Annotated in this window: 19 protein-coding genes; 3 read left to right on the forward strand and 16 right to left on the reverse strand. The window is 49.0% G+C overall.

Features of this window, described 5'->3' with window-relative positions; genetic code table 11:
- Nucleotides 1–77 precede the first annotated feature (77 nt).
- The 7 genes from EAY64_RS09190 to EAY64_RS09225 form a co-directional block, all read right to left on the reverse strand.
- Nucleotides 78–1,796 carry an AIPR family protein gene (locus EAY64_RS09190; protein WP_147456204.1) on the reverse strand — a complete coding sequence of 573 codons (1,719 nt, stop codon included), beginning with the start codon at nt 1,794–1,796 and terminating at the stop codon, nt 78–80.
- A gap of 572 nt (nt 1,797–2,368) precedes the next feature.
- Complete coding sequence (locus EAY64_RS09200; RefSeq protein WP_103524474.1) at nt 2,369–3,343, reverse strand: ATPase; 975 nt, start codon at nt 3,341–3,343, stop codon at nt 2,369–2,371.
- 79 nt (nt 3,344–3,422) lie between these two features.
- Nucleotides 3,423–4,523 (reverse strand): DUF6236 family protein, encoded by a 1,101-nt coding sequence (locus tag EAY64_RS09205; protein ID WP_103524475.1) that lies wholly within the window; start codon nt 4,521–4,523, stop codon nt 3,423–3,425.
- 82 nt (nt 4,524–4,605) lie between these two features.
- A complete protein-coding gene (locus EAY64_RS09210; protein WP_103524476.1) occupies nt 4,606–5,817 on the reverse strand; it encodes a Wadjet anti-phage system protein JetD domain-containing protein in 1,212 nt (403 codons plus the stop codon).
- The gene (locus EAY64_RS09215; protein WP_158604648.1) at nt 5,814–9,245 is read right to left on the reverse strand and encodes an SbcC/MukB-like Walker B domain-containing protein; all 3,432 of its coding nucleotides are present in this window, start codon (nt 9,243–9,245) and stop codon (nt 5,814–5,816) included. The genes EAY64_RS09210 and EAY64_RS09215 overlap by 4 nt, the downstream gene beginning before the upstream one ends.
- Nucleotides 9,232–9,897: a DUF4194 domain-containing protein gene (locus EAY64_RS09220; RefSeq protein WP_103524478.1), complete on the reverse strand. Its 666-nt coding sequence runs from the start codon at nt 9,895–9,897 to the stop codon at nt 9,232–9,234. The genes EAY64_RS09215 and EAY64_RS09220 overlap by 14 nt, the downstream gene beginning before the upstream one ends.
- On the reverse strand, nt 9,887–11,329 hold the full coding sequence (locus EAY64_RS09225) for a Wadjet anti-phage system protein JetA family protein (protein ID WP_103524479.1): 1,443 nt from the start codon (nt 11,327–11,329) through the stop codon (nt 9,887–9,889). The genes EAY64_RS09220 and EAY64_RS09225 overlap by 11 nt, the downstream gene beginning before the upstream one ends.
- 277 nt (nt 11,330–11,606) lie before the next feature.
- Here EAY64_RS09225 and EAY64_RS09230 point away from each other — a divergent pair, with 277 nt between their 5' ends.
- A complete protein-coding gene (locus tag EAY64_RS09230) occupies nt 11,607–12,431 on the forward strand; it encodes a helix-turn-helix transcriptional regulator (protein WP_103524480.1) in 825 nt (274 codons plus the stop codon).
- A 180-nt stretch (nt 12,432–12,611) separates the two neighbouring features.
- The gene (locus tag EAY64_RS20275; RefSeq protein WP_147456205.1) at nt 12,612–13,931 is read left to right on the forward strand and encodes a hypothetical protein; all 1,320 of its coding nucleotides are present in this window, start codon (nt 12,612–12,614) and stop codon (nt 13,929–13,931) included.
- Between the two features lie 249 nt (nt 13,932–14,180).
- On the opposite strand, the gene EAY64_RS09245 is transcribed toward EAY64_RS20275, so the two are convergent.
- From EAY64_RS09245 to EAY64_RS09270, 6 genes are all read right to left on the reverse strand, one after another.
- Entirely contained in the window at nt 14,181–16,427 is a 2,247-nt protein-coding gene (locus tag EAY64_RS09245) for a TniQ family protein (protein WP_103524483.1), read from the reverse strand.
- Nucleotides 16,427–17,353, reverse strand: coding sequence for a TniB family NTP-binding protein (locus tag EAY64_RS09250; protein ID WP_103524484.1), 927 nt, complete (start codon nt 17,351–17,353; stop codon nt 16,427–16,429). The genes EAY64_RS09245 and EAY64_RS09250 overlap by 1 nt, the downstream gene beginning before the upstream one ends.
- Nucleotides 17,353–19,320 (reverse strand): TnsB C-terminal domain-containing protein, encoded by a 1,968-nt coding sequence (locus EAY64_RS09255; RefSeq protein WP_103524485.1) that lies wholly within the window; start codon nt 19,318–19,320, stop codon nt 17,353–17,355. Before EAY64_RS09255 ends, EAY64_RS09250 begins: the two co-directional genes overlap by 1 nt.
- A complete protein-coding gene (locus EAY64_RS09260) occupies nt 19,304–20,272 on the reverse strand; it encodes a TnsA endonuclease N-terminal domain-containing protein (RefSeq protein WP_226034144.1) in 969 nt (322 codons plus the stop codon). Before EAY64_RS09260 ends, EAY64_RS09255 begins: the two co-directional genes overlap by 17 nt.
- 668 nt (nt 20,273–20,940) lie before the next feature.
- A complete protein-coding gene (locus tag EAY64_RS09265; protein ID WP_103524486.1) occupies nt 20,941–21,216 on the reverse strand; it encodes a hypothetical protein in 276 nt (91 codons plus the stop codon).
- A gap of 36 nt (nt 21,217–21,252) precedes the next feature.
- Nucleotides 21,253–22,119 (reverse strand): hypothetical protein, encoded by an 867-nt coding sequence (locus EAY64_RS09270; RefSeq protein WP_103524487.1) that lies wholly within the window; start codon nt 22,117–22,119, stop codon nt 21,253–21,255.
- Nucleotides 22,120–22,223: 104 nt separating this feature from the next.
- Between EAY64_RS09270 and EAY64_RS09275 the strand changes: the two genes are divergently transcribed.
- On the forward strand, nt 22,224–22,469 hold the full coding sequence (locus EAY64_RS09275) for a helix-turn-helix domain-containing protein (protein WP_103524488.1): 246 nt from the start codon (nt 22,224–22,226) through the stop codon (nt 22,467–22,469).
- 276 nt (nt 22,470–22,745) lie between these two features.
- Here EAY64_RS09275 and EAY64_RS20870 read toward each other — a convergent pair whose 3' ends face one another.
- Genes EAY64_RS20870 through EAY64_RS09290 form a run of 3 tightly spaced genes read right to left on the reverse strand, consistent with a single transcriptional unit; the run spans nt 22,746 to nt 25,446 of the window.
- Nucleotides 22,746–23,084 carry a ubiquitination-like system serine protease family protein gene (locus tag EAY64_RS20870; protein ID WP_369407074.1) on the reverse strand — a complete coding sequence of 113 codons (339 nt, stop codon included), beginning with the start codon at nt 23,082–23,084 and terminating at the stop codon, nt 22,746–22,748.
- Nucleotides 23,085–23,086: 2 nt separating this feature from the next.
- Complete coding sequence (locus EAY64_RS09285) at nt 23,087–24,493, reverse strand: ThiF family adenylyltransferase (RefSeq protein ID WP_103524489.1); 1,407 nt, start codon at nt 24,491–24,493, stop codon at nt 23,087–23,089.
- Nucleotides 24,493–25,446 (reverse strand): multiubiquitin domain-containing protein, encoded by a 954-nt coding sequence (locus EAY64_RS09290; RefSeq protein ID WP_199734425.1) that lies wholly within the window; start codon nt 25,444–25,446, stop codon nt 24,493–24,495. The genes EAY64_RS09285 and EAY64_RS09290 overlap by 1 nt, the downstream gene beginning before the upstream one ends.
- Nucleotides 25,447–25,506: the final 60 nt, after the last annotated feature.

The following is a 25,506-nucleotide window of genomic DNA, read 5'->3' on the forward strand; positions in this document are numbered from 1 at the left end:
TTCTTTGGGTACTTTCTTTTGGCGAAGCAAAAGCAAAGGACCTCGCCGGCGGGGCGAGACCCGCGAAATTGGTATTTTTAAAAAAGGTCTGGTTGGATAAATAGCTTTTCTTGCATTTTCTTTATTTCACTTAGAAGAATAGCGCCTTTTGCAACTTTGTCATCGCCGCCTAAAGTTTTGTATTTGTCAAAGATGAAATTGAACGACTCTTCAAGTAGTGGGGTGGCAATTAGGTCTAGCTTAATTCTTGATAGTTTTTCAGGGGTTATCTTTGCAGTTTTTAGTGCTCTAATTGCCACGTCATAAATTAGGTAAAATCTCAAATTATTTCTCTCATTGGGTGTTAACTCAATTCCTTTCAGGAATTCGTCTGCTTTTCTCATTATTTCAATAGATATTTTATATATTTCTATATTGGACTCTGGGTTGAATAATAATTTGTATGCAGAGTCGTCATTTTCTTCTTCTAGGAGGGTGGATGGGCGCGCCCTCGCAGTGTCTGGTCTTCCCATTAAGATCGACATTAATATTTGGGCTAACAGTGGAAGGCCGATAATCTCGCTTGGTTTTTTGCCGGCATTTTTGTAGAAATTTTTTCTCCTGTCGTAAAAAATCCCAAATTTTTTCAAATATTCTTCTATATCCCTATGTATTGGGTCGGTGGCTCTTAAGACCGCTTTTGCTATATGGTTTTGACTGTTGGTTGCTTTTATTATTTTGTCGCGTGCGGATGTTGCGTCTGCAACTACAACTTTAATCAATGCATTTCTTTTTTCTTCTGTATTGATAATGTCTGGCTTTGAGAAGTAGTTGTAGATTTCATTTGACGTTTGTAATCCATTCACAATTTCTGGTGAAATTATTACTAGCTCTTTACTTCCGCTGTAGTTAATATCGGCTGCTAGTATGGTTATTCCATTGTTTAGCCACCAAAAATCTAGAGTTTTGTCGCTCATCAATGTTTCAGAAATACCCGAATTAACATTGGTGTCGCCTTGGTAATCTCTGACGTTCGATTCAAATATAGATTTGTTTAGTAATCCATTTTCTTTGGTAATAAATTTATAGAAATCTTTTAAATTAACAAGAGTTACCAATGTCTTTCCTGTAGAGGACATTGGGTTTTCAGCGAGGCGCAGTATGTGGTGCTCTCTTGGACGTTTTCTGTGTAGTTCTAATAATTGTTCAGATCCGAGGAAGTCAAAACTAATTGCCGCGGTTCTGTGCAAATTCTGCAGCTCGCTAAGCAATTCATCTTTTTCGTGCGTAACATTTTCATGAACTACTGCAGCTTTTGTTGAGTAATAAATTTTAATTGATAATGACGGTGATTTTGCAATAAGGCTACGATATGCTTCAGTAAATTTTCTAAAGAAATCCAATACTTGTGCATTGTATTTTTTCTTTAAGTCATCATAGCTTGCATCTAGTCGAAGTAGTGTTATAAGTGATGATCTTAATTTTTGTATGGCTGACTCACCAAAGCCTTCGGTATTTTTGGATTGCAAAACGACGACTTCAATGTTGACATCTCTTTTGTATCTTTGATAGTCTTTAAAATCTTCGCGTATTAATTCGTTGTTGATGGTGAGGTAGAGTGCATCAATGCCACCATCAAGCGGGCCATCAACAATCCCATCAAGCACTTCTTCATAGGATAGTTCGTGTTCTTTTAAAATTAATTGTGCAGAGAAGAAATTAAAAAAACCATCCGCAGTAAAGTCATTTGATTGCGAATCATATTCTTGAGTTAAAATTTGATCGAACAAGATTTGTTCTGTTGAGTTTCTGCTCACAATTAATTCCTAATGACAAAAGGCACACCGAAGTGTGCCTTTTGTCATGCGCGTTAGTCAACGACCTATGTTGTTAGATACACCAAAAATTGAAATTGAAACAACTGAAAAATCAAAAGCTTACTCTGATGTTGGTGTGTAATATTTGAAATTCCACAAAGCCAAAAATTGGCATTATCGTATTTTGAAGCCAAAGTTTGGAGTTTTTTGATCGTAGGGAGGTAAGATGACTCAACAGCCAATTTTCCAGGTTGGTCCAAGCGGACCACTACAATTGGACGTTGCTTGGCGTTCATCAGTGTCTGAATTTTGCTCAGGGATGAAGAAAGCGGTTGGTAAGAATGCCACTAGCCAGTTACGCCCTTACCGTTTGGGATGTACCGGCTATATTGCTTTTGATGTGCGAGGAGAGGCCGGAGAGGTCAATGTGACCCTTGTCGAGAGTGGATCAAACAGACTCCCGGACGCTGCAACCATTTTCAGCGTCCGGGAGGTAGAATGTGAGTTGGTCGATCTTATCGACGCTTATTACTTGGTAACCAGTGTTCTAGATTCATTAGAAACACCGTAGCCTACTGGGTCGCCTTATTTTTTGTTGGGCCCAATACAATGGCGAGATGACGCAAGTGTGATATTACCAGATTGAGGCCATCGCTCTCATTCGGGGCATCTTCAAAGTGCCCTAGTGCATAGACCCTAAGAAAGCGGACTTCATCCACTTTGGAAAGGATTCCATCAAGGTACTTTCTATGCCGGTACTCTTTCATCATGGAAGGGCTAACATATAAAGAAACTGGCTTCCCTTCTACAGTGTCGTAAAATTTCAGCCGAAATCCTTGTCCGTAGCGCTTATCCAAGATTGCACCGCCATATATAATCCGTTGTGTCGACCAAGTCTTAGCATAGTTTAAACGCTGGAAATAATGCTTCAGCTTAATTTTGCCTATTCCTTTAACTTGCAGCTCTAAAGTGGAAAATTCTTCGTCAGTAAGTTTCTCTTTTGCATCCCTAAAGCTCTCTACTAATCGTTCCAAGTCGTTGGTTCGATCCACCCCAGTTAACTCACAATCGTTGTTTTTCCGTGCCTGGTTACCACCAGAGGCAGGCACACCAATACCGCCACAATCAATAGGGGGCTTCTCTGTCCCTGCCGGTTTGGTTCCATCGTGATCAGTCGGGTCAAAGACATCAATGAAGTCGTTCAACTTGCGACGTGCTTTGCGCTTACGTGCGGTATCTTCAGACTCACCAGGGAGCAGGCCATCAGCCCCCTCGGTGTCGTCCTCATGTTGCCATTCACACCCAGGTAGATGCGTATCCTGCTCACGGTAGTGAGCTGTTACGTGCTTAACTGACTCTTGAGCGTTCTCACGGTAATTCACGCCAATGACCCGCACACCTTTCTCACGGCATTTTTCATCGGAACACAGAAAGTGGAACTTTGTGAGAAGGGGTTCTCTAGACAGAAATTCTATTCTGGCTTGGGTGATCGTAACTACTTCGCGGAGTTCTATGCAGTACGCACGCATGATACGGAGACTGGCCATTTTTATTACTTCATCGTGATTAAGATGCTAAAAGAATAATCCGAACCAACTTTCTTGTTGCCACCTTGCTTAATAGCGCTCACCATCTACGCTCCATCGAAAGTAAGTAGGAATATGGACTCTCGATTCTCGCCCGCCGCCGTTGATTTGCTAGTAGTACCGCTGACGCAGTAAGCGATATTCCCGCGCCGGCAAGTAAGGCCACCGAACTAGGAATACCTGCAAGGATTGCCGCTGAGGTTGGGGCGGCCGAAAAGAAAGAAACCTTCAACAGTCCGTTGAGCCCAGTGTCCCAGCTTTGGGATCTCAAAGACTCTCGGAGACTACGCATCGCGGGCAAGACGTTGGCCTGATATTGATCGGAGACAGCTTGTCTCAGTGCTTCTATCGGCAAGTCTTTTGGTAAGTCTGTAGTAAGACGCGAAACTTCTCGGCGGAATATAGCTAATTCTTCCTGGTGATCTTTCTTGAACTTGAGTATTTCTTTTGCCGAAAGAGTTTCAGGTAATGAAATTCCTTGCACCATAAGATCAATGAGCAGGCTAGGAGAAACTGCTGTTGGCAACGAGCGCCTTGGGCCAGAAGCATCGAAATGACGGCCGAATCGTCGACTGCCAGATGTGCCGAGCGGTTTTCCTTTGCGAACAGCGATTGCCAACTGATCTGCTGCAGCTGACTCGGTGACTAAACCCAAACCTAGTCGATGAGCCAACTGGGAAGCAAGCAATGTCATGTAGAAGTTGGCAAAGCCAGGCGCGACATGAAGCCAGCCGTCATCATCTAACCCTCGTTCAAGCTCAGAGCGAATCATGTATGGCAGTTTTTCCGGATGTATATGGGCTAGCTCCTGCAACTCATATGACATCTTCTCCGGATGGATTCGGCGAGTTGGTTGTTTGTCTGTGTCGAACATGACGCCTGCTGAGGCGGGATCTGTAAGAAAGTCGAGAACTTGGTCTGTAAGTTCTTCAACCTCGTCCATATCCGATGAAACGCGAACAGGTACGAGTACACCTTCGTCACAGAGGTATCGAGCAAAGTTATTCGAGTAGGGGTCGCGATGAGAAACTGGGACAATTGTTCGGATGGAGTCCCAGAACAACGCAGCACTTCGTAGCCATTGTTCATCCTTTATGTCGATGTATGGGTAGTAAAGCGCTGAGGAGAATGCTGCCGGCACTAGAATTCCTCCGTAATGATTGTTCCGTTGGTTAATGTGATGGTCTGTTAATCTCATGCTAAGACGCGGTGTCGTGCGATCTTCAAAGCCTTGGTAGGGAAGGGGGAAGAACCTCTTGTTCGATGGCGCGAAGGTCAGAAGCGATGGCAGAAGCAATATGCGGCCAACCAAATTTTTCACTAACCCGTTCGATTTCCCGAACCTCGTCTTCAGTTAAACGTTTCCGAGCGGGATAACCTAGATATTCTGATGGATCCATGTTCCAGAGCAGGAGGGGGGCTTCATAGGTTCTGGCAATGCTTGCAGCGATCCTAATTCCTCCAAGGTCAATGTCTCCCCAGTGGAATCGCTTCACTCCCGGTCTTGTCAGAGCGTCGTTGATGGAACGTGTATACACGCCAAGCATCGCTGGGGAAGGCATTCCTCCCGTATAGAGAATCAGGCCATTGGGTCTCCCTGCTTTGCCGAGGGCGAGCTCATGGAAAGTGGTCAGGTTCTCTACCGTCAGGATATAGGTCGCGTTTTCTCCAAGCACCAGCCGCCGGATACTTGCCGGGGACAAACCGATGTAGGGGGCTGGGATACGAAGCGTCGTTCCATCATCAAGATCAATCGCGCCATTACCAGCAACCAGGATGGGCTGAGGTAGCTTGACGAGGCCTAGCCCGCTCAAGACGTCCTCAATATCGCGCCAAGGTGGTTCAAGTCTCTCCGCAGTCACCATATCAAGCGAAGCACCAATCCCTTCGATACGTTTGCTGTCCGCAAAGAGTTGGCCGCTCAAGCGCCGAATCGGTACATCATCAGTTTCGGTACTCTCCCGGCAAGCCTCGACCACCTTGCAGGCATCGATCACGTCCTGAACCTCCAATGGAGTGAGGCTGCGGATGGTTTTGCCGGTCCGCCAACGTGCCAGGATGTCTGCGACGTTCCCCAAATGCATCCAAGGGCGAAGAGCATTAAGTGCATGGGCATATGCCTGCCATGCGCTGGGTCTGCCAAGAATCGCTGCAACACGATTTGGATCAACTAGCCGCGTACGAACGATCTGCCCATCCGTTCCTGCGCGGCGATCCCATTCGAGAGAAATCGCGCCATCCCGCTCAGCTTCGCGTAACTCTGCATGGGCGATATCCTTGTCCTGTCGCAGCGGTAGTTTGAAGTATTCAGGGAGTGATGCTTCCGAAAATAGCACTGTATGCTCTCGTTCTGCCTGTTGTGCCCAAGCCCGTTCGGACTTTTGCAGGAGCTTTTCCAGCACGGTCCGAGCAAGTGAATTACCTTTAGTGCTCATGCAGTACCAGCCTCTAGGCTCGCGATCATGTTGGTAAGCAGATCAGGGTGTTCAGATGGCATGTCGGACATAAGCAGTGTCTTCGCTGGCTCCTTGATCTTCGTCTGTTCGACAAAGACGTCCATATCGAACCGTGTAATCTCGAAGATGGTGTCCAGCGTAGGTGCAAGTTTGCTGTGATCGGCCTCTGGGGCTGCCATGATCATCTGCAGACCAATGGTGTCGAGGAAGCGTGCCGCAGAAAGCGCGTTTTGTTGGTCCATGCCGTGGAAGGCTTCGTCCAGGAGCATAAGGCCCGCCCCTGTGCTGTGTTTTCCCGCGTCGATTCGGTAAGCCGCAGCCATCGCGGCGCCTGCGATGACGTAGAATGGGGTTCGATGTTCGCCGTTCGAACCGACACCGATACGGCGGGAAAGTGGGATGGACTTTTTGCCTTCGCGGTCAATCATCAGGTCGAAGGTAAACAAGGTTCGGTAATCATCTAGCGGGTTAAAGCCGGTTTTCCCATCCTGACCGGTGTCATCCAGCAACTGCATTATCACCTCATGGCCAGTTTCGCCAAGTGAGAACATGTCCTGTTCATTGCCTTTACCAACATTGATGATGTAGTCGTGGATGGCTCGGTGGGCTTCTGCCGACCGTACGACAAAACGGTATCGCTCGCCATTCGAGAATGGTGGGCAAGCGTTGAGAGTCTTGTTGATGTCGGAGATGGTCGTGTGCATCTGCTCGATGCTTTCCCGAATCCGTACGGCCACATCATTTCGGAATGCTTCTTCGGCCGCAATACGAGCCTGCCGGACTTCTTCCTTGCGCTCGACAAGTTCGGTTTCCTTGAGCCTCTTTTCCTCATCGCGCACCCATGCTAGGGCAAGCCGCCAGTCTTTCAACTCGTCGCCTAAAGCAACACCGTGCCGATCCAGATAGCTCTGGAACTGCATCAGCGCAGTCGCGAAAGCCTCGTTGGCATCTCGATCGGCAATTTCGATACGGCGTTTGCAGCCTTCCATTCGATCCTTATGTACGCCACCCGGATGGCTGCTCTCAATGTCCGACCGTACGCGCGATATCACATCCTCGTCGACGCCAGGTATTGCACGTGCTGCCGTAAAGGCAGCTTCCTTCTCGTTGCGTTCCTTGCGTACAAATTGAAGTTGCGGGAAAAGGCGTCGAAGATCGGCCTCTGCCTCGGACAGGCGGACCCGGTTGTTGGACTCCTCTGTCCTTGCTGTTTCCATTGCAGAGAAGAGCTCATTGACACGCTGCCGCAGCGGATCGTGCTCGTGAGTATCTATCGATTCGATTTTCGTCTGCACATCGAGAATGGTAGTTTGCTCGGCTAGTGCTTGCTGTACCTCATCTGTGATACGAGAAGATTTCTCTTGGAGGTCACCCAGTAGCCTAATCCGATTGAGTACGTCTTGAATCTTGGCAAGTCTTTCTTTGGCTTTGGATTCAATCTCAAGCTGCTCCAACAATGCATGACGCAACGCTTCTTTCTCGGCAAAGGTCATGCGTTTGCCCATTTGAAGCTTCTCAATTGGTACTAGACGCAAGCGGCTCGTTGTAAAGTTCGAACTAAGCATGCCGTCAACTGTGAGTGCCCGCGAATATCGCTCAAGTTCTTCCTCTGTTTCAACGCAACGCAACTGGCCCATCAATGCACGCAAATACGCTAGCGCTACCGGGTGACTTCCTGTCAGTAGATTGCCAACTAGAGCGTCATCCATTTCGTCCCACACCTGGCACCTTAGATGATTTGATTGGACGACCTTGGCGGAATAAGGATTGTCCCGATCCGGCATGCTACGAATGAGCCGCACGGCCTCTCGCTCCTGTCCATTGGCAACAACGAGCGCTTCTCGATTAGTCGACAGGAATGACTCGATGGCCGGCTGCCAGCGCACATCGGAAACCTGAACCAGATTGCAGACCGGCTCCGCCTCTATACCGTGTTGCTGGAGATAATTGATGACCGCTGCGACTGCACCGCTGATCGGGGCTCCATCCTTGTCCGCGTTATTGACCTGGCCCGTTATCGTCCGCAAATTCGCAGTTGCTGTCTCGACTGCACTGGAAGCTTCCTTGAGAGCCACTTTCCACGGCATGATCTGATCCAGCAGGAAGTTGAGTGCCTTGGCCATCGTTTCGTCGAGACCAGAGACCAGTTTTTGCTCGAGTTGGGTGGCGCAATGAGCAAGGCCACGGTCGATTTCTGTGGCCAAGCGCAGCTGGTCAGGCAGTAATTTGCTGGTGGCGATGGTATTTACCACGCTGGCGACGGCACTCACGTCCTTATCAAGGCGTCGCAGGCACATGGCGAAAGTGTTTTGATTTAATATGAGTTGTTGGGCATAGGCTTCTGCTGCGTCAGCCCCTGGGGCTCCATGAAGTGCCTTCACGGCGTTTTCCCATGCCTTAGCGGTGTTCTTTACTTTATGCAGATGGTTTATGGAGTCACGCTTGTGGGAACGTCTACGGTGTGATGCTTGCAGGATTGCTGATTTCAAGGCGTTAGCGCGGTCTTGGCTATCTTTGAAATCGTATTCGGCTGCCAATGCTTGAATGCTGGCCTCCCGGCTGCGATAGCGAGCAACCTTCGCATAGGCGTCGTCGATGACCCCTAGCATGGCAATCTGTTCCTCGACTTGATGCAGGAGTTGATTGAGTTGCTTGAACATCTCAATCTGCTGCCTTGCACGGCGCCGATCAATCGTCTGAGGTTCGACCACGTAGTCGCGAACGAAACTATCGACGCTCTCAATATTGCGCAACAGAACCGATTTGTTGAACACCTTGAGGTACTCGCGCACATCGATTGACTTGGCCTTCGGCTGGAGGGCGTGGATCATCTCGTGGATGTACTTCGTCGGTTGGTTCGTGAAGAAAGGTGTACGACCAGCGGCATCGCAACGCTTCCTGGCCCTGGTGGTAAAGTCGTTGAACAGTAGGGGCACTTCACCCTCGTCCGACATCTCCAGATGATCGGAGCACGAAAGACTAATGCCATTGAGAACGTATAGCCCGAGTAGCTCATGATTTGAGTCTGTGGCCACAGCTCGAATACACGCGCCAATCGTTACTGGTTCTCGGGTCTGATCATCCTCGAAGACCAAAGTGATATAGGTAATCGATTCGTCCCGCTTGCGATCTGTAGCGCCCCCTCCGCCAGTATCGTCGACTACACCCAAACAGTAGTCTCGAATGGACCGGGGATTACGCTTGCCGCCGCCGGTGGTGGACACGGACTGGGTATTGAAGGCGAGGTAATTTCCATGCGCGCCCAGCATCGCAATCTGGATAGCATCGAGGATTGAGGTCTTGCCGGAACCGTTCTGACCTAGAAAAGCGACGTGACCAGAAAGATCGAGTTCGATCGCTTCATACAGGAAGTATTGGATAAGAACCACGCGGTTAAGCTTCTTCACGGTCATCTCCCACGACAGCGAGTTCTACAGCAGGCATTTTCTCCGGAGCATCTTCAACGGAGATGCCGCGTGCTCGACCTGCGTACTCGGTAAGGCGGCTTAGGGTCGCTTCGCTGACGATTGCTTCGATACCCGGCAGGATTTCCACGTCGAATGGTTGATCCGAACCCGGTTCAGTCGCAGGCATTTTCACTACCCCAAAGGCTTTCATCCGCCCGAGAAGCTCTTTAAGCGCGCCGGCTTCCGGGGGGAGTTCACGTCCGGTTTCTGCTCTATAGCTTTCAAGAAACTCATCGATGGGCAGCACCGCTGATCCACTATCGAGGCTGCCCTGCAGAGCTTTAACGTGATAAAGCTTGCGTAACACAAGTAGAAGCAGAGCGTCTGCCGTCGACATGTTCTTCTGCTTTTCCAGGTACGGAATTACAGCGACGTAGCGGTAGGTTGAGTCAAACTTGAGTGACATGCCCAGAAGGTCAAAAGTCTCCCGGAAAGCATTTCGGTACCGATCAATCAGGCGGTAGGCAAAAGACTGCTGGTTATTCGACTCGTAGAGAATCTGATTGCTAATGAGCTGGTATGCAGCCAGCTTGAAGTCGTCAGGCTGGTATAGCGCACCCTGACCAATCACTTCGGCCCATTCACGAGGCATGGTTGACTCCTACAGTTCGACGAGTGACCTGAAACTTCGGGACGCACAAGTATTCGTTATCGGTGACTTTTCCTTCAATGAAGTCGAATCGGTAGTCTTTGAGGGCATACAGCATGGGGTGAGTCTTCCGTCCTAGGCCTGTATGTTTCCTCGAAAGGAGTGCAAGTCGCATGACCTGGACGAAGACGCAGAAATCGTGGATGCCGCTGATTTGCATGTCGTCAGAGGACACTTTGAAGTTTTGGCCAAAACATTTCTCCAGATAGGCTGTGACATTGGCTGGCGAAACCTCCCGGTGGAGCTTCATCAGTTTCTTGAGACGTACCTGAGCGATCTGTTCAATGGTCATGCGTGGCTTGGAGATCGCACTGCGCGACATTGGCCCCGATCTCTTCTGGATGGGTGGCAGCCGGCTTTCGGCCAGAAGGTGTCCGGAGAGGATGCCCATCGCGGTTACCTCGTCGCCCGTCGCGTCTTTGAAACGGTCAATTGATACCGAGAGCAGCCGATCGAGCTTGTCCTGTGTTCGGACCTTGTAATGCAGGTAGGCCATCGCCCGTGCTGTCGCTTGGTCGACGCTCGCGTTCAGCCGATCCAGATGCCGATCTATGTCTTTGAACATCAGGAAGCGGCCAACGTCACGTTCAAAACGCTCCTCTGCCTCTTCCATGCTGGAGCAGCGAAAGGAGCTCTTGTAATAGCTGACCATCGTCTCGCGTTTAGCAAGGTCGTCGCGAAGGGTCAGGGCGATAGAGATGATCCGACCGCGATTGCGCAGCGGGTGATTCTCCGTCCTGAGTTCGTGGTAGTCACGGATATAGAGCTGGCCGATGTAGTTGTCAAAGAAGGTGCGAACAAACGCGGCCGTCGTCTCTTGGGCGCTGAGCAAGTCAATGGCTTCCCGCACTCGCATAGTGGTCGCGCTTAATGTATTGATCAGTTGCCTTGCCTGATTCGCCGCCTCATGAAAACCGCTTGCCTGCCGCGCTGGGTCTGCCAGCACCTGTTCGAGCTGGTTGTGGATCAGTTGGACTTTGCCCGCAATGATCTGCGGTCCTTCCTCCGCGAACTGACGGAGGATCTCCAGAAATTTCTGGACAGTTGTTGGCATGGAGACGTAGTTCTTCACGCCGATCCGATCTTCGCGCAACCAGCCTGAACTCACGAGTCGGCGGTAGATGATGTTGGCTCGGACGTTGAGTGGCGTGTTCTGTTCTTCCTCTCCCTCTTGCGTCCAATCTGTGTCAGTGATGAACCGCTCGATTTCGAGCGTAACGGAACGCTGAAGAAATCCGTCTCCATCTGGCGGCATCGCGTCCGGCCCGAAAAACTGATCGTGCAAGCGCAGCAACAGATCCCAATACACCGTTTTGTTGGGCGAGGATAGAGGCGCAAAAAGCCCCTCTGGGAGTCGTTGAAATAGACCAGTCATGGCGTGTTACCACGATTGCATTTATCATTGAAGATAACTTATCGTAATGTATAAATGACATATGGGCAATGACATGGCAAAAGAATCTCACGCTGCAAGAAGGAAGAGGCGTCTGGTAGGGCTGTTGCAACAAGGATTCTCTAGCGGTACTTCACCAGAGACGGTAGCTCAGCTGGCACAGTTGCCAGAAGGATCTAGTGTGGAGCGAGGAAGTCCAGCATGGCCACTAGCCATCAGCAAGGTCTGTCCTGGATTTAAGGCTGTGGGAGCTTAGCGTATGACTGAACCGAAATCCGTAAAGCAACAGCGAATGCGTGCCATGCAGGGTGTTCTTGCGTGGGAAGGTTCCATTGGAAACACGCGTGTCCGCGAACTGTTCGGCTTGCAAATGATTCAGGCTAGCCGACTGTTGGCCGAGTTTCGGGATCTGATGGATGATCAAGTCATGATCTCGGGGCGAGCGAAGGCTCTCATTCCAACAACCCCCGCCAAGTTGAAGACTGATGTTTCACTTGATGAATATGTTCGGCTAACCAAGAGCTCAAGTGAGAACAAAGACTTTCTCTTCGATGCACGAGTCGATCTGACAGAGATTGATCCACATGTGTTTGCGCTATTACGTCAAGCAGCCCTAACCCAGAGTGGGGTAGAAATCGTCTATGCCTCGATGTCTAGCCCCGTTCCGAATGAACGCCGAGTTTTTCCTCATGCAATTGTTGAGGTTGGCCGTCGTTGGCACTTACGTGCCTGGTGTGAGAGCAGGGGGGAGTTCAGAGATTTCAACCTTGGGCGGATTCACGGAGTTACAGGCTTACCTGAAACCAAAGCGCCTTTCACCCAGAAAGACGATGCCGCTTGGAATACACGAGTTATTCTCCAATTGGCGGCACACCGTGCCTTGAGCCAAGAACAGCAGCTAGTTGTTCGTAACGAATTGTTTGCAGGGACGATGGGGCGTCGGCTTTCCATACGGGCATGCCTTGTTCAATATGTAATTCAGGATCTGCGTGCGGCGGTCAGACCCGACAAGGAAACCCCTCCTGACTACCAAATTGAAGTATCTAACATGGAGGACTTGAATGAAGTCTTGTTTTTTAAATAGACTTTTTACCATTTTATAAATTGGTGACTATGTTTTATGGCGGCTGGTGAATTTCCATATTTTCATGCGGAAATAAATGAAATCAAATGATCAAAAGGGGGTTGCGTGACATCATCATGCTCTATTGTTTATCCCAAGCCATCTGATTGGCAACACTTTGAAAGACTCTGCAGGGCTTTATTGTCTGATCATTATAAAAGGCAATTCCAGCGGTGGGGGCGGGGTGGTCAGCGTCAAAATGGCATTGACTCATTTATGCTTCAAGAGAATGGTAAAGCGATAGTTCTGCAATGCAAGGGTCGGACTGGTAGTGATAGCTCGAGTTTCGACATTGAAGATATTGATAGTGCGGTCAGTAAAATTGAAAGTTTCCCTCATCCTATAGAAGAGTTTATTATCCTTACTACGGCGGATGATAATGTTGATCTTCATAACTATGCCGCCCAGCTAAGTGTTTCTCGTCTACACCAAAGCAAATGTAAAGTTTCAGTCTGGGGCTGGCATCACATTAGTGACATGATAGGTGTTTCTGAGAAAATACAGCGTTCATTTTATGGGCACTGGTTTCAACGTCTTTCACTGCTTCAATGGACTGTTCGGGCTAGCTTGGCAGTTATATTGATTGCAGCCGGAATTGTTGTTGTGAGCTATGCTATTGATGAAAGGCGAGCATCAGCCAAGATTAGTGCTGCTTCCGTGAAAGACCTGCAGGAGTTTGTGAGATCGACAGATGACCTTGAGCGCGCATATTCTTCGTGTCAAACCATGCTGGAGAAGCACATGTTTGCCTTTTCTCATGATATAAAGAATAGTTGCACCGGTCCTATATCCAAAAAAATTAATGAAGTAACCTTGCAGGTTGAAAGACTAGGAGCATCGCTCGATGCTGCATCATGGAGCGAGATTGATGAAATATCTAAATTAATGCTTGAAGATTCCAGACAGGGCTTGATTGCGCTTGAGATGACTGGCGGTTTTGAGGATGAAGTAGTTCGGTCCTTGAAGGATATGTGCGCAAAAGTAAAAGATGAAGATCTATTTGCTTCTCGCAATAAATCAATTTATGAAGCAGGCCGAAGTGCAATGATTGCTCAGCTTAATTATTTCTTTACGATAAGAGATTTCATCTTGCCAGCATTGGATTCTATGAAAGCAAGAGTTCTTGTTCAGGCACGCTCTGTTGTCTCCGAATCAATCCCAGACAACATGATAAAAAAGGCCAATTTGTTGTCCAACATTCTTCATGATCGGAAAAATTTTGAGCTTGAAGTGCCTAAGCAGCCATTTACTCTGTCCGTCATAAAGGATAGGTCATCAAGAAATATAAAAATTTCTGCTGGCGAAGGTTTTGATTTTATTGAACAAGCACGGTGGCAGCAAGTTCTAGTGAATTCTAGAGTTGAATCCCTGCGCGGGAGATCTGACGATATAGAATCGCTAATATCGTGCGGCGTTCTTAAGCAGGAGGCAAGAAAGTTGATGAGTGAGCCAGTTAGGTAAAATAACTCAATCTTTATCGATTTAGTAGTGGCAATAATGTCGAAGACATTATTGCAATATTTTTATTTTGATTTCGCTATGGATGCCTTGACAAGCGCTGCCGGGTTGGCAATTGCAATGAAATTGTTAATGTGATTGCTTTTTCCAATTTGTGAAAATGTTTTCAATTATTGTCTCGATTAAAACTAAGTGCTGCACTTTAAATGGTGCCTTTTTGATTTTGAGAGTGTGATCAACAATGTAATAATATTAAGATTTTTTTGTGGCATTGCTTAAATGGTTTCGCTGCTTTCTAAGCTTAGCCACCGCTGATCTTGGGAAGAATAGCTTAGGGGAACCATTGCCTGTTCGAATTACTATATCTGCAAGGCAGCCATATTTTGCCTCCCATCTGATTATTGCCTTGCAAAGACCAGTTGCCTCTGAGAGCTGCTTGGTGCTAAAAATAGTACTCCGATATTTTATGGCTTCAGCTAGCTGGTCTTTGTAGACATATCGCACTATGCCATCAGTGATCGACCTAACACGTTCCAGATTTACAAGATCATTCCAGAGGGTAGTGCTTATCCGCATTTTTAGTTTTATGTCATCAATCCGAATGAACATATTGTTGTTCTTATAGCTTGCCAAGTATTCCTCTAACTCTGTTTTGTCAAGATATGATAGGCCTACGCTTGGTTTCCGTATTGGCGTCAGAAATCCGAATTGGCACAGTCGGTCAAGCTGATGGGGTTTAATGCTAAGGAATTTACAGGCATCTGACGGTAGGAGAAGATTAGGTACCTGGCTTGCGAGTTGACGCTTATGTCCACGACCACATCTGCTTTGATAGCGAGACTGGGATACGGCAACTAAATCAAGAGTTTCAACCTCCTGCCTCCGGAAAACATATAGCAAGCCACCGTCAATACTGGGGCCGTGCACTGGATTGATTCCTGCTGAGATAATTTTGTCTGCCAAATTTGTAGCAGTGCAGTTTAACCGGTCAGCTATTTCGCGAGTAAAAATAAAATCTTGATGGAATTTCCCCAAATCCTCTACATCGATTATGATTTGACGCACTAGATGTGAGCTGTAAGGTAGCAGCCCTGACTTGGCCACCCGATAAATAGCATCCGGGTAAATTTTAAGAATTTTCGCGGCCTCGCGTACACTGAGAAAATTGGAATTTTCGACCTGTTTAATAGGAACCATCAATTGAAGGCTAGGCAGGCCAATACATGGGTTATAGGCTACAACAGTCACTTTGCTTTCAAGTAAGTCATTTAATAGATTTAATCTTGTGGAAAAATCGATTCCATAATGATCAAAACTCACTGATTGCCCTTGTGTGGCTGGATTTTTCTGCGCCAGAAAATGTTGTAGCTGGCTTAAGCTTTTGCCACTGACGAATAGATCTTTGCGTGAAGGTCGCGCAGTGTTTGCCGAGCAGCCAGATTCTGAAACGGATACAAGTACTTTTTTCTTGATCAGGCGATGAAGTATATAGTGGGAAACATTCAGAATGTACCCTGCGACTTCAATAGTTAGATTTTTCTGTGATTGCGGACTTTCTGTTTGTATGTGAATTTCTGAAATTACTTTATCCCTAGCCAGCCAGCGATTGGTAATGTCGATCAGTTCTTGATCAAAATTTGTATCAATTTTCAAACCCTGGGCCAATGGGGCGGTGGCATAACGTGGCCCAAGTGTTGGCTCGTTCCTGTACCTTTCTTCTAGATGGAAATCGATAGCCTTATAAAAGGATTCATGATCTCGTAAGCTTTGAATCGATATTTGGCCAATTTTTAAATTTAACTCTTCTGGCGTAATTTCAGAAAGACTCTTTGTAGAAATACCCCCGCTTGGAGTTTTTAATATTAATAATGCAAGGGTTATGTAACGCTGGATCTCTGTCGTTGTAAGTGTACATATTTCGATAGAATCATAATGTTTTTCTACAGGTATAGATTGTGCCGTATGCAGTGGAAAACCACAGCTACAGCGATGAAGTGAGGCATAGTGCCAACTTACCCGCTTAAAGCATGCCGGACATCTATCAAGCAAAATCGTTTGATGCTTGTGACAGCAAGTGGATAGGTGCCAATCCCAGTCAGCACGATGCATTGATCTTTCAGATAAGCAGTACGGGCACCAGGCACGATAGTCATGACGCAATAATTCAAGTGGCCAGATTAGGCCTTGATAAAGAAACCGACGGTGTTTGCCGACGCGAATATCAAGTGGCCATGCCATTGCAACGATCTTTTCCAATGGCTGTTTCAGCTGTTGGGCAAGTGTTCCCAGCGAATACACCCCTAACTGTGGTGTTAGTGGAGCCCGGTAGATGGTTTCAGCTTTCTGTTCAAGGAAGTCTAAGAGCTCCTGTGGGTGCTGTAAGCAATTTAGATCCGCGACCCGGAGCAGATAGCCTGGCAACGTTTCGAAGTCTTGTGGTTGGGGATGGAACAGGAGTTGCCTAGTATGTTCTATCAATGTCTCAGGAAGCGTGCTCATCACTGGTTCCTCCTCAGTTGGTAGATCCAGCGTTCAATCGCTGTATTACTCTCCTGAAACGGATTGGCCCTTAAGCGCCGATTGGCCGCCAAGAGGGTGTTAAAACTACGAATCAAATGCTCCCGTTCAATCCGAGCGCAGTCTTGCATCAGTGCGGAACGCGATGCGTCGCGAATAAGTGTCGTGAAAGAGCGGAAATTGCCACCCGTAGCCAAGTAGAAGCGTGCTGGCATGGTCTCGTCGCCAAACCCACTGGGTTTGGCGAAGGGCAGCGCCTTCTCGAAGCAATTCAGCAGACGTTCAAAACTGGTGGGCTGCTCCAGCCAGTCGAACAAGGGGATCTCCGCCGACAGAGGGAATCGTCCAGCGAGTTGTGGGCTGTACTCAAGAACAGCACAGGCCGCGGGCATACCTACGAGGATGAAGGGTAGCGCTGTTTGGTTGATCAAGCTTTTGATTGCGTCGGCGACAGTTTCGATGCGTTGACGGGTACCTCGCTCTACCAGGTGTTGGAACTCATCCAGGATGATCAAGCGTACATTGCAACGTTTGAGCAGTTCGAACAGTCGTAGACGCTTGTATTCGATCTTTCCCCGATCTGGAAAGGGAGCGCCTAGTGCTGTAAGTATGGATGTATATAGTGCGCCGATGGTTGCTGGTAGTGGGACAGAGGCTACCAGTACTGGTGTATTGACTTCTTCAGATGTTTTTATAGAAGGGTGGCGATCTGACATGGTTTTAATAATAGTGCTTTTGCCAACACCGGTATCGCCCGTGATGATCATGCAAAGTGGCTCAGCCAGATCGACCGACTCCTCAAGACAGCGTTCCATATTAGCTAAGATTGCGCTAAAAATTGGATAATGAACGCGAATCTCTTTTATTGCTTGTAGCTTCTGCTTAACATCCTCGTATTTTAGGTCCATCACCGTTCTCCTTTGGTTTTGGAGGTTTCGACAAACCAGTTATCGCAATCAATATTATCCATTTCGGAAGTAGAAGATTGAGATGAACTAGGCTTCGTTTGGCTAGTTGTTTGACTTTTGCGGCGATTCTTATATTTTTCCCGAGTCTTTTGCTGGGTTTTTCGTTCAAGTTCATGTTCTGCATCTTGGTGAAGTTGATGCACTTGTCTACGGAATTTGGCTTTTTCTTGACGAATAGTGTCGATATGGGGATCCATATCTTCTGGCACATCAGAATTATTCTTTTTGCGAGACTGTTGAAATTCAATCCAGCTTGTACCTGGTTCAATATTTGGCGTTAAGCATTTCAACTTAACTAAGGCTTTGTTAACTGGGTCAGCGATATAGGCTTGAGTTACATCTTGAGGATCAATTCGAAGCATGAATAGCTGCTTTTCAGGTAGTTTTTCTTCCAGGTGAACCAAGTACGGGTGGTGATAGATCAAGCCTTTTGTGCCAATGCGCCCATTGCTGATCTTGCGCTGAAAAGTAAGACCGGTTTCCGCCTCTAAACTAAGGCTGTCTGGTAAGGGAGGAATAGGGTGCTCTTCTATCAAGCGCTTCCAGCACTGGAGCGGTGTTTCCCCCAGTTCACTATGCCGTGTATTGTGATATTTAACGACAACCCATTGGAAAACGAGCTGTCGTAACTCATGTAGCGTCAAGAATGCCAATTTCTCTGAAGGGTAGTCGCCACGTTCAACCGGATTTGACCAAGTAGTGCCTGGTAGTCGATGAATTAATTGATGGTTGAGGGTTCCAATAAAACGCTCAACCGCTGCCTTGTACCATGGTTTTCCCGGGGGGCAATATTGCATATCGGCATGCATGTCTGCGCAGAACTGTTTGTGAGCATTGCCATGAAATTCAGGACCGTTATCCATGCAAATCAGCCTGAACTGTCCGTCTACCGGCCATGTTAGATTGATGTCAATTGATAGACTATCGACAATTCCTTGCTTGCACATCACGGCTTGACGTAAACACATCAACACAGCTATGGATGATGGTGGTTCAAGATCTATGTAAATTCCGCAGACCATGCGTGTCCTGTGATCAATGGCAACGGTACAGGTCGGTCGTCGTAAATACGCTTTTGTGATCGGATGGATTAGAATAATATCCAGTGTGGTGTGGTCAATTTCAACCCGTTCTAAAGGAAATAGGGCGGAAGGGCCACGATCCCTCGTTCGGAAAAAACGACGAGCGGCCCGTTCGCCGAGCCGCCTTGTCATCACGACAAAGGGGTCAAGCAGCCGCTTGACTAACTTGCAGAAGCCCGTATAGCTAACTGTGCGAATCCAATTTGTTTTAGAACGGTTTTGATTGGCTTCAATCACTCGGTCAGCCAGTTCTGCGTGGGTTTCTCTTAAGCTAGTCCGGGCCCTCGTCAAGTAGTAGGTATCAATGACCATGTAAAATATCTCAATTACTTCTACGTCAATTTGACCGTGGCGTCTTCCGCAATTAGCAGTTAATGGAGCAAGAGACATAACATCTTCGCCACTCTGTACGTAGCGGTGGCACCAGCGATAAAGGGAGGAAGGGCTTGGAGGCTTGTCGTCATGAATTAACTTCGCAACAGACGCCGAAATGACCTTGAGTTCACGTGTACACGAGAATGTGGATGTCTGATTCAAGACAGCCCTGACATAGCACAGACTGCGTTGCAGTTTCAGTCTATGATGAGCAGGTAGCGCAGCAGGAATAGGGGGCAAGCCATCCTCCCTAAACAAGATGTCTTGTCCCTCGATAATTTTCAGTAGTCCTTGCTGGCGGAATGCTTCAATTTCATCATTTTTGAATGTTTTTGCATTCGAAGTCCGCTCATTTAGCAACGTCACTGTCCGATCTGGCTGGATATCAATAACTCGGAAGTGATGGCCGTGAAAACTTACCGAGAAGCCTTCCCTAAGCGGAATAGTCATTTTTTACTTCCTCCGCAAGATGTACTTTTAATAGAGGGTTGATGATTTTTTGTTTATCATATTCCAGCCAACCCTCCCAAAGAAGGTGATAAAGTCCGCAAAGGCTCAAATATTTACCGTTCAATCGAATTGCGAGCCAAGCCAGGGTGCATGGACCTTCTTTTAGTAGATAATCGGCAATGAGCTGTCGATCACGATGAGTTACAAAAATATCTGCATAGTGCTTTAAGTGATTTAAATTCTTTAAATGGTTGCCATCGCGAATAATTTTGCTGTCAACAACAATAAATTCATAGCCAAGCTGTGATAGTCGAAATCCAATTGCATTTGCTTCTTCATTAAATTCATTATCTGCCGATATCTCCTCTGGCTTGACTTCGTAAATGGTCGGCAATCTATTTAATGCATCCTTCCAATGCACTTCAAAGTCTGGAGTGTATAGGTGCCACTTGCCATTAAGGCAATAATCAAATCGCTGTGGCTGGCTTTGGATGGTTTTGACTGATGGATTTGCTTCTAAATGTAGAAGCCAGTCACGCTCAAGTGTGCTTTCCCATGGAATAAGTCCATTCATCCTATGGCTATATGAGAACCCAATCACTTTGTCACTATTGTGGTTGTGAATCTTGCGTATAGATGGAATGAGCATGACGATTCCCCGATCATTATTACCGTTGTCACACTTGAAAAGCATGACGAGCTCGGTATGACTGATTAGCCTTGCTGCATTGTTATGAACAACAAGGACCCACGACTGGGCCAACACGTCGGGAGGAAGAGCGAGGCTAGCAAGAGCCTCTGTGAAGGCTTGTGGTCCGGCTAGGCAAGCGACCATTGGCTTAAGTGGGGAGGGTGACCATGAGCTGTGTCTATGGGCTTTGGTCTTGAAGTGGCGTAATAACTCGGGGCTAGGTCTGCTGTGCCTGGGGACAGGCAGGCGGCGATGTTTCATGGCTTTTCCTTTAGGGCACCGGTTCAGCAAGGGCTGAACAGGGATGCCAGGGTGTGTTGGGACAGCCCCGAGCAAAATGCCCTTGACTGTCCGCATCGGAAAAGCCAAGATGAGATTGACGAGAGCACAATCGAGTCAACTCATGAAGCCCCCTGGTTTTCGTAGAACCGTGGGGGCTTCGCTCTTCCGCCAGTAGTAATAACTTCAGGCGGCTATGGCATGTTTATCTCCTTCTCTGCTTTGGGTTTGTGAGTTCAGGTGTTCATTGCATCTGTATCGCGCTCAAATTCGCGCTCCAGCCATTCTTCTACCCGCTCAGGATCCCAGCGTCGTACTCTACCGAGCCAGATGTGTTGGGGGGCTGCATGTCGTGCAATGAGATCCTCAAGCAAGCGCAGGCTAATACCCAGTCGGTCTGCCAACTGCTTAGCATTAATAAGCCTCGGCATGCTCCCCTCCGTTTTGTTGCTTGATGCAGAGTCATGCAATCTGGAGCGCTCTGCAGAGTGGCGATGTGATTGTCTGAAGTCTATGCACGGAAATTTAAAATTACAAACAGTAACTTTTGTTCAATTTGTTTTTGCTATTTTAAAATAACGAAAGTCAAAATTGAAAAAGGCAAGGCGAACCAAATCGACCTTGCCTTTTTAATGCACTGAACAGACGAGCTACTTCCGTGCGTGAATTTCTTCCATCAACCCCTCTGCCTGGTCGCTGAACCATTCAGCAAGTTGATGGTAGGTTTCATCACCAAACCCCTGTACGTCAATCATGTCTCCGCGTTCATGCGAGATGCCGCGCAGGTGCCAAAAGCAGTCTGAAGTGTGCAGCTTTTGAAGAAACTCTTGGTACAGCGGCCAGAGCTCTGGAATCAGCTCTACACTCCAGTACTGGTTAGGCTCTCGCGGTGGCTGCGCAAGAGCATTGTAATTTTCACTCCCCATGAATGTTCACCTTGCATGTGTTGGTTCAGCTTGCCCCTACAGTATTTCAGGGCATGCGCTCTTCTGAGAGGAGGGAACCAAGAGACGTTCTAGCCGTTCTTCGGCTTTACTGAGGTTCCGCCGGTACTGTCCCGTTTGACGATGTTGCCACAGCATACCGCTGAGTAGAAATGATATACCAAGGCCATTCACCCAGAGCAGGGCATTGCGCCGGTCTGCTGCTCGCTCTAAAGACAAAGCGGGATACAGCTCTTGGGCCTGGTGCTCTAAATCTCGACGAACGCGTTGGCTTGAGGCATCTATTGATTGATGTTCCAGGAGGCGAATCTGATTTTGTAGCTGTTCAGCCTTGCTGGGGGAGACTATTCCGAATCGGTACGCCATCATGAAAATGAGTACTGCCAATAACCAACTTACCAGGCCGAATGCAAGAATGCGGACCACCTTCGCGTTGATTGAAAAATCAAGCCAACGGGGGCGGGGCAATACTGCAGCTTGGTGAAGTAGCTGCCCCCAACTTGCCATCATTCTTTTGCGATGACCGGTATCCGTGTTCCGCACCTCGACCAGCCATGATTGCCCATGTGCTTCGATGCCGGCGACTGTTACGCGATGTCCTACTCGGACCGCTATGCCTCCATTATGTAGCCGCAGCGGGATTTCTTTGCCATGCTCATCGCGCAGCCAGATTTCTTGCTGCTCCGCGACATGTGTAACTAGCTGAGGGGCATTGACATAGCCCCCATACGGACCCACATAACCGCCGCCACCTGATAGCTCGACCTTTGTTTTGCTCCACGTCTGCCGGTCGGCGACCTCCCATGTATGACTCAGCACTGTGACCGATGTCCCATTGACATCCACGCGGCCGCTAACACCCCTTGTAGCGCTACTGCTGTCCATAAGAGTCTTTCCATGCGGTATTGATAGCAAATATTCACTTATAGTTGTCTAATTTGCAACTATAGGCCGTCGAGCAAATTCGTGCGCAGCCGGATGCTCTCCGTATGGAAAAAGTATCCAAACCACATGCTGCACGGATGGTCTTTGCTAAAAACCTACGGCAGGTACGACGCTTGAAAGAAGTGTCACAGGAGGCATTGGCACTACAAGCCGGCCTGAGCCGAACGTATGTGTCAGAAGTTGAGCGCGGGGAGCGAAATGTCTCTATCGACAATATGGGACTATTGGCTGATGCGCTTGGTGTGAAGCTCAAAGAGCTCCTTGACCCAGAAATGCTCAAGACACTCTAGGTGGGTGGGTGCAGAATTTAATGTGATGGTCAGCCTGACCATCACATTAAATTCTGCACCCACCCATTCATGGAGAGTTGCCTTTCAAACTCATTAGTCTTGACTGCGATGTATGCTGCCGTGGCCGTTTGCAACCGCTGATAGTTTGCGGGGCTCAGTGACACAGTCAGTTGTTCCTGGCAATTTCGCCCGAGCCATTGGAACACAGTCATGTCGTCATTTTCCTTTTCTCTCGATTCTTCCCTTCTTATTTGTGATACCCAAGGGCAGTAGCGTTCAAATCTTGCACCATTCGATCTGTCCCTTTCGTATCCAAAAATGGCACCGGCACATCTTCTGCTGATGGATAGAGGGTGAAATCGTTGGGCGCCTCCAAAAATCCTGCTCAACCTTCCAGCGTGGACGATGTTCTGGATTCAGCGAAAGCGAGATTTGTACACCGCACCCGCCGGGGCAGCTGAGGCATGCCCATTTCTTAACGCCACTATCCACGACTAACCACAGCTCGCCGGCCGGGATCTCGGCCTTACCCGGGTGTCGATCGACTTGCCTCACGAGCAAGTCGAAGTCCAGAATGTCGAAGTGGCGCAGCATCAATGCGAAGTGTCGTTTCATACTCACCCGATCACTCCAAGAAAGGGGTTCACGTCGCCACGACCCCAGGTAGCTTCAGTTCCGCAAATCGGGCATGTTGGGACCGGTCTGCACGTCATTGAACGATCTTCTACACGGTCGAATCGGCGGATGCGGTTGTGCACCATACCGTTTTCACCACGGAAGCCGGTCAAGCCCTGGATCAATTCGTCCACTGCGGCGCAAGCAATGCTGGTCGTGAACGTGACTACTGCCGGGGCTGGATCACCACCGCCGTCAACATACGCTTCAGCCTTGCGACGTTCAAATTCGGCCGAATCAGTTCTTTGTAAACCTTCGGCAGCAGCGCGCTGGGCGTTGATGACTCCAAGACACATCAGACACGGATTACCAGGCCTGATGGTCGTGACGCGACCCGTCATGTCGTAGTCCACACCATTTTTGGCCGACCGCATGCGTAACCCCACGTCGATCACCGGAATCCCGTAGTAATGAGCAAGGCGGTTCAGGGTAAGCCGACCTTGGTTGTCATCTGTACAGCCGAACAGCACATCGCAGGACCGCAGAATGTCGCGCAGCGATGGGTCACCCACCCATGCACGCCGAGTAACCACCTGGCTGCCCAAGCCGCAAGCCTCGATTTCACGTGCGAGGATGTCTACTTTGGGCAGTTTTGCCGGCACATCTGCGGCATGAGATCCGTGTACGCGGTTGAGATTGGTCGTGTCAATTGTGTCGTTGTCGATTAATGCTAGGTGACCAGTACCCAGCCTGGTCAGTAGCGAAACCACGGCGCTGCCAGTTCCACCGCAACCGACTACGCCGACGCGCAGTGCCCGCACGACCTGATTGAATCCTTCGCCGAATAAAGCCGCCTGCCGAACCAGAAACTCTGTATCTTCGCGTTCAGTGCCCGCGTGCCAAATCTTGATTTTGCTTCCGACTGTGGAAATGGACGATGCTTGCATAGATGCTTTGGCCGAGGTCCATAGACGCCCCACGATGGCATCGTGCTGGCCGAATACCATGCTGGCGAGCCCCCGGGCACCCTTGTTGAACGTCGTCCGCGCCAGCTCAGCTTCGTTGCGATCATCCTGGTCCGAGAAGAACGCATTCGCACCAGGATGCGTGTGTACTAGCCCAGGGATAAGGTTGTGTTGTTGCGCCTGGCCCAGCAGCCGCATGAATCCCTGCGTTGACCATGTCACGTGCACCGCGGAAGATGAAACCATTTCATCTGGCGTGATCGGCACCACCTCGTGTGAGATCAGGCGGACGCGCGGTTGGTTGGACCATGGGTCTGCCGCGATCTCTGCCTTGCCGAACAGCACGTAGGCTGCGGCCTCGGAGCCATTCTCCCGATGAAGCAGCGCGCGCAGCGCCACTTCATGAGATTCCAGCAGAATGATGTCCAGCTCTGCGGCCGACATTACTTGGCCTCCGCTAGCGCATGTTCGATGCGCTTGATCATCGTGTGCAGGCCATCTACGCCCGGCCGCCAGTTGTTGTTGTGACGAGACCAGCGTTGCCAGTTGCGGCCTGTGAAGGCATGTGGCTGGTCCGCGCATGTTGGGTAACGGCCAGCGGACACCAATGTCAACCAGGGGTCGCAGAAGAACATGTCTGGAGCCACGTCGGGATAGCCTGGTGGCAGGATCACCAGCACGTCGGCAGCGGGGTGGCCAAACTTGCCTTGTGGCAGTTGCATTTGCTTGAGAACAACTCCCGTGTGCGGTCCGTCACTGACGATCTCCACTGTGAAGCCGTGGTTGTCGAGATAGCGCTGGTCGGCCCCAGGCAGGGCCGTCAGACCTTCCGTGGTGTCGCGGATCAGTGTGATAAAGCGCTCGATGCCCGGCTTGCTGAGATCGACCAAGTCGGCATCTCGGATGAGTATATCCTGGCCACCGCCACGCACCTCGAGGTAGACGTCATAGGTATCGGCAGGGACGCTAGCCAGCGCCTTCAGGATCTTGCCACTGATGAACGGCTTGCCCCATTCCATTTGACGGTCGTCGATCGTGAACTTGAAGGAGCGGTCCGTCTGGAAGATGATGAAGCGCTCTGCGCCGCGCTCACGGAGATCGTAAGTCTCGTCAAGACGCAGATCCTCGAATTCGCCGGAGGGCAAGATCGCATAGATGCTGTAGTCCGCCACGGGGCGAACTTCGGCGGCCTGCAGGATCTGGCGGCCGGTCGGAACTGGGTCGCTGATATCCAGGTGGCGCTCATTGAGCTGCTCGTCAGCCACCACAATACGGTAGAGGTGGGCCAGACGGAGGTGGCGACCTTCGCGGATCGCTTCCCCAACATCTTCCAGAGGGATACGGCTGTTATCGCTAGGATTTTGAGTTTGCATTGGATTGCCTTTTCTGTCAGCCATCTGCGGGATTGCAGGTTTCTTGGCCTTCAATAAGTCAATCGCAGCTGATTTCCGAACCGG

This window comes from Aquitalea palustris (genome assembly GCF_003693445.1).
GTDB classification, from domain to species: Bacteria; Pseudomonadota; Gammaproteobacteria; order Burkholderiales; family Chromobacteriaceae; genus Aquitalea; species Aquitalea palustris.

Coding starts and splice junctions, on each gene's coding strand:
- EAY64_RS09270 (WP_103524487.1), bottom strand. CDS start 22,119: ATGGACAGCAGTAGCGCTACAAGGGGTGTTAGCGGCCGCGTGGATGTC.
- EAY64_RS09200 (WP_103524474.1), bottom strand. CDS start 3,343: ATGGCCAGTCTCCGTATCATGCGTGCGTACTGCATAGAACTCCGCGAA.
- EAY64_RS09255 (WP_103524485.1), bottom strand. CDS start 19,320: ATGACTATTCCGCTTAGGGAAGGCTTCTCGGTAAGTTTTCACGGCCAT.
- EAY64_RS09260 (WP_226034144.1), bottom strand. CDS start 20,272: ATGAAACATCGCCGCCTGCCTGTCCCCAGGCACAGCAGACCTAGCCCC.
- EAY64_RS09285 (WP_103524489.1), bottom strand. CDS start 24,493: ATGTCGGCCGCAGAGCTGGACATCATTCTGCTGGAATCTCATGAAGTG.
- EAY64_RS20870 (WP_369407074.1), bottom strand. CDS start 23,084: ATGAAACGACACTTCGCATTGATGCTGCGCCACTTCGACATTCTGGAC.
- EAY64_RS09245 (WP_103524483.1), bottom strand. CDS start 16,427: ATGAGCACGCTTCCTGAGACATTGATAGAACATACTAGGCAACTCCTG.
- EAY64_RS09230 (WP_103524480.1), top strand. CDS start 11,607: ATGACTGAACCGAAATCCGTAAAGCAACAGCGAATGCGTGCCATGCAG.
- EAY64_RS09210 (WP_103524476.1), bottom strand. CDS start 5,817: ATGAGCACTAAAGGTAATTCACTTGCTCGGACCGTGCTGGAAAAGCTC.
- EAY64_RS09275 (WP_103524488.1), top strand. CDS start 22,224: ATGGAAAAAGTATCCAAACCACATGCTGCACGGATGGTCTTTGCTAAA.
- EAY64_RS09250 (WP_103524484.1), bottom strand. CDS start 17,353: ATGGACCTAAAATACGAGGATGTTAAGCAGAAGCTACAAGCAATAAAA.
- EAY64_RS09265 (WP_103524486.1), bottom strand. CDS start 21,216: ATGGGGAGTGAAAATTACAATGCTCTTGCGCAGCCACCGCGAGAGCCT.
- EAY64_RS09290 (WP_199734425.1), bottom strand. CDS start 25,446: ATGGCTGACAGAAAAGGCAATCCAATGCAAACTCAAAATCCTAGCGAT.
- EAY64_RS09225 (WP_103524479.1), bottom strand. CDS start 11,329: ATGACTGGTCTATTTCAACGACTCCCAGAGGGGCTTTTTGCGCCTCTA.
- EAY64_RS09220 (WP_103524478.1), bottom strand. CDS start 9,897: ATGCCTCGTGAATGGGCCGAAGTGATTGGTCAGGGTGCGCTATACCAG.